The sequence below is a fragment of the Streptomyces flavofungini genome, from assembly GCF_041028215.1.
Classification (GTDB): Bacteria; Actinomycetota; Actinomycetes; order Streptomycetales; family Streptomycetaceae; genus Streptomyces; species Streptomyces flavofungini_B.
Window position 1 is genome coordinate 1 of record NZ_JASKYR010000691.1, and the last position, 3,873, is coordinate 3,873.

The window sequence follows — 3,873 nt, forward strand, 5'->3', positions numbered from 1 at the left end:
GGACTGGGCCGGGCAGGGCAGGGGGCGGCCCGGACGGAGCGAACCGCCCGGTCGCCCGCGCGACAGAACCAGCTCTGACCAGGACCAACGGCCGGGACTCTAGCGCCACTCTCCGGCCGGGCGACCCGGTCGTGCGGCACGTTCTTCATGTACTCAATGAACGCAAAAGACGGTGCCCGCCGCTGCCCCCTTCAAGGAGTTGCGCCGATCACGCCGCCTCGGGCAGGTCCATCCGCGCGAGCTTCGCCGGGTCGGCCACGATCGTGATGGCGGTGATCCGGTCGTCCGTGACGGTGAACGCCAGGACCGAGAGCGGGGTGCCGTCCTCGCGCCAGGACACGATTCCCGGGCGGCCGTCGACGAGCACGTCGCGGCGCCGCGCGGCCGCACCCGCGGACAGCCGGGCGCCCGCCGCGACCTTGGTGGCGCCGAGGGCGACGACCACGCCGTTCGGGGTGTCGACGGTCAGTTCCACCTCGGGGTCGAGTACGCGAAGCAGCTCATCGAAGTCTCCGTGACGGGCCGCCGCCAGGAAGGCCTCAACCACCTTTCGCTGCTCCCGCCCGCCACCGGAGGGCCGCTCGCTCGCCCGCACCTTTTTGCGGGCGCGGCTGGCGAGCATCTTGGCGGCGGCGGTGGACTTGCCGAGGATCTGGGCGATCTCGTCGAAGGGCACCGCGAAGAGGTCGTGCAGCACGAACGCCAGCCGCTCGCTCGGCCCGAGCGACTCCAGGACGACCAGCAGCGCGAGCCCGACCGCATCGGCGAGCACCGCGTCGTCCTCGGGAACGGGGCCGTCGTCGACGGCCACCACCACCTCGGGAAGACCGTCCTCGTACGGCGCTTCCGGGCGGGTCCGGCGTGACCGCAGGACGTCGAGGCTGATCCGGCCGACCACCGTGGTCAGCCAGCCGCCGAGGTTGTGGATGCCCGCCGTGTCCTGACGGGACAGCCGCAGCCAGGTCTCCTGGACCACGTCCTCGGCGTCGGCGTGGGAGCCGAGCATGCGGTGCGCCACCGCGCGCAGCCGATCGCGCTCTCCCTCGAACGCCTCGGTCACATCGGTGGTCGGCCTGCTGGCTTCATCCGCCTTGATCCGGCTGGTGTCGGGCACGTTGTTACCTTCCCTCGTTTCGCTCCGTCAGGGGTGATGACGGGCCCGGAAGGGCTCAGGTAACCGATGGTCCCGGCAACGGCAACGGGACCGACCCATAAGGAGCGACACCGATGGAAGCACGTATGAACCAGCCCGTGAACCCCGACGTCAGCAAGGCGATCCAGCACCTCTTCAAGGCGCTGCACTCCGGAGGCGTCGACCCCCGCCTGCTGTCCCTCATCCACCTGCGGATCAGCCAGATCAACGGGTGCAGCCCCTGCGTCTTCGCCACGGTCGAGGGCGCGCGCACGTCCGGTGAGACGGACGAGCGGCTGCACAACGTGGTGGCGTGGCGCGAGACGCCCTTCTACACCGACGCGGAGCGGGCGGCCCTCGCCCTGGCCGAGGCGGCCACCCGCATCCAGGACGGCGCACCGGGTGTGACCGACGAGGTGTGGGATGCCGCCGCGAGCCATTTCGGCGAGGAGCAGCTCGGCGCGATCGTCCTGGAGGTCGCGATGACCAACTTCTTCAACCGGATCAACCGCGCGCTCCGGGAGCAGGCGGGCAAGACCTGGTGAGCCACACGGGGCCGGGCCCCACCTGGTATGTCGCTACTTCCGCCAGAACAGGTGGTGCGTCACCCCGCTGGGGCTGGGCACGACGTCCAGGTGGAAGCGGTCGAGCAGCTCGTCGGGGGACTCCCAGAGCCGCAGCCCGCTCCCGTACTTCACGGGGGACACCGTGACGTGCAGGGTGTCGACGAGGTCGGCGTCGAGGAACTCCCTGATGGTGCTCACCCCGCCGCCGAGCCGTACGTCCTTGCCCCGCGCCGCCTCCTTGGCCTGCTGAAGGACCGTGGCGGGGGAGCCGTCGACGAAGTGGAACGTCGTGTCCGACAGCGTGAATGAGGGACGCTTGTGGTGGGTCAGGACGAACACCGGAGTGTGGAAGGGGGGTTCGTCACCCCACCACCCCTGCCACTCGTGGTCCTGCCAGGGGCCGCGCTGCGGACCGAACTTGTTGCGGCCCATGATCTCGGCGCCGATGTTGCGGGTGTAGTCCCGGGTGAGGTAGTCGTCCAGGCCCCGGCTGCCCCCGGGCTCGGTGCGCATGGGCCAGCTCGCGGTGGCACCGGCCCACGCGAACAGCCGCTCCGGCGCGACGTGCCCGAACGGCCTCTCCAGGGTCTGCTCCTCACCGGCCCCGATTCCGTCACTCGAGACGTTGAAGTTCTGCACCCTCAACAGCTGGGACATGTGATCCTCCGGTGGTGTCGGCTCGTGTGGGCCGGTTCCGGGCCCGACAGTGAGGAGACTCCCCGGGCCGGGAGAACTCATCGCCGCGTCCGCGACCGGCTCACCGGAACGTGTCGATGAGCAGCGCGGCGGCCCTCTCCGCGCCGTCGACGCGGATCTCGGCGCCCAGGGCCTTCGCCCGCGCCCTGGTCCCGGGGGCCAGCGCCGTCTTGAAGGCGGTGTGCAAGGCCTCGCCGCCCGGTGCCGGGCCCTCGGGCGCCGCGCCGATGCCCAGGGCCGCCACCCGGCCCGCCCAGTACGGGTTGTCCGACATCCGCAGAGCCACCACCACCTGCGGCACACCCGCCCGGGCGGCGGTCACCGTCGTGCCCGCGCCGCCGTGGTGCGCCACGGCGGCCACCTCGCCGAACAGACGCTGGTGGTTGACCTCGCCGATGGCGAGGCAGTCGTCCCGGTCGTCGATGACGTCCAGCTCCGCCCAGCCGCGTGAGACGAGCACACGGTGGCCCTGGGCGCGGATCGCCTCGACGGCCGGACGGGCGGTGTCCGGTGACATGTGCGCGCTGCCGAAGCCCAGGTAGACCGGCGGCGCGCCCGCTTCGAGGAACGTGACCAGCTCGGCCGGGAGCGGACGGTCGTCCGGCAGGCTCCACGCACCCGTCTGGACCACATCGAGGCCCTGCGGATCATGGCCCTGGGGCCACCGGCCGAGGACCGGGTCCGCCGCGAGCCACGGCCGGTCGGTGAAGACGTGGTCGCGGACGTTGTCCACCGGGGGCAGGCCGATCGCCGTGCGGTGACCGTTGAGCACCTCGGCGAACTGGGCGTTCACGTTCCGGGCGTCGAGCTCCCACAGCGCGAGGTTGTCCGTCACCTCCGGCTCGGGCCAGCCCGGCCGGGGCGGCGGCCCATGGTGGGGCGACGGCAGATGCACCGCCGCGTAACTCACGTACACGTAGCCGATGCCCGCCGCCTCCGCCACGGACCGCGCGCCGATCTGGCCCAGGCCCGCCACCACCAGTACGTCACACCCCTCGGCGGCCGAGGGCAGGATCTCGAACTGCGAGTCGACGAGTCCGTTCCGGTACCGCGAAAGCTCCTCCGCCGTCGGCAGGCCCGTGCCGCGCAGCAGCTCCCGTACCGGCGGCCCGAGCGGCACCAGCCGCACGCCGATGCCCGCGAGCCGGTGCGCGAACTCCTCGTCCGGCGGGGCGCACATCCGCACCTCCGCGCCGAGCGCCCGGAGCCGCACCGCGAGAGCCACCAGCGGTTCGACATCGCCACGCGTCCCGTAGGTGGACAACAGCACCCGCATTGCGCGCCCTCTTCCCGTTCCGGCCCTCCGTCCCGCCGTTCATGGTGGGCGGGCAGCAGTGTACGTCGCGGGGTGCTGAACACTCCCCGTGCATCCGCGACTTCGCGGCGCGGGGTCGGTGGGCGCCGCCCCCCCCGGCAGGCTCTCGCCCGGAGCCGCCCCCCATGACTACGGTGATCGAAAGCCTGCCCCCACTGTTCACC

Annotated in this window: 4 protein-coding genes; 1 reads left to right on the forward strand and 3 read right to left on the reverse strand. The window is 72.1% G+C overall.

All coding sequences use genetic code 11. The features are described 5' to 3' along the window. Window positions 1–208 precede the first annotated feature (208 nt). Window positions 209–1,114, reverse strand: a complete 906-nt coding sequence (locus AB8Z36_RS32600; protein ID WP_369216991.1) for a sigma-70 family RNA polymerase sigma factor — start codon at window positions 1,112–1,114, stop codon at window positions 209–211. A 113-nt stretch (window positions 1,115–1,227) separates the two neighbouring features. On the opposite strand from AB8Z36_RS32600, the gene AB8Z36_RS32605 reads away from it, so the two are divergent. Next, window positions 1,228–1,677, forward strand: coding sequence for a carboxymuconolactone decarboxylase family protein (locus tag AB8Z36_RS32605; protein ID WP_369216992.1), 450 nt, complete (start codon window positions 1,228–1,230; stop codon window positions 1,675–1,677). A gap of 33 nt (window positions 1,678–1,710) precedes the next feature. Here the strand turns inward: AB8Z36_RS32605 and AB8Z36_RS32610 are convergent, their stop codons facing one another. Together AB8Z36_RS32610 and AB8Z36_RS32615 are read right to left on the reverse strand one after the other, a co-directional pair. After that, on the reverse strand, window positions 1,711–2,355 hold the full coding sequence (locus AB8Z36_RS32610) for a dihydrofolate reductase family protein (RefSeq protein ID WP_369216993.1): 645 nt from the start codon (window positions 2,353–2,355) through the stop codon (window positions 1,711–1,713). A gap of 100 nt (window positions 2,356–2,455) precedes the next feature. Further along, window positions 2,456–3,670 carry a glycosyltransferase gene (locus tag AB8Z36_RS32615; RefSeq protein ID WP_369216994.1) on the reverse strand — a complete coding sequence of 405 codons (1,215 nt, stop codon included), beginning with the start codon at window positions 3,668–3,670 and terminating at the stop codon, window positions 2,456–2,458. Window positions 3,671–3,873: the final 203 nt, after the last annotated feature.

Bases quoted from the DNA above. Each gene is read 5' to 3' on its own strand.
- AB8Z36_RS32605 (WP_369216992.1), top strand. From the start codon at position 1,228: ATGGAAGCACGTATGAACCAGCCCGTGAACCCCGACGTCAGCAAGGCG.
- AB8Z36_RS32610 (WP_369216993.1), bottom strand. From the start codon at position 2,355: ATGTCCCAGCTGTTGAGGGTGCAGAACTTCAACGTCTCGAGTGACGGA.
- AB8Z36_RS32615 (WP_369216994.1), bottom strand. From the start codon at position 3,670: ATGCGGGTGCTGTTGTCCACCTACGGGACGCGTGGCGATGTCGAACCG.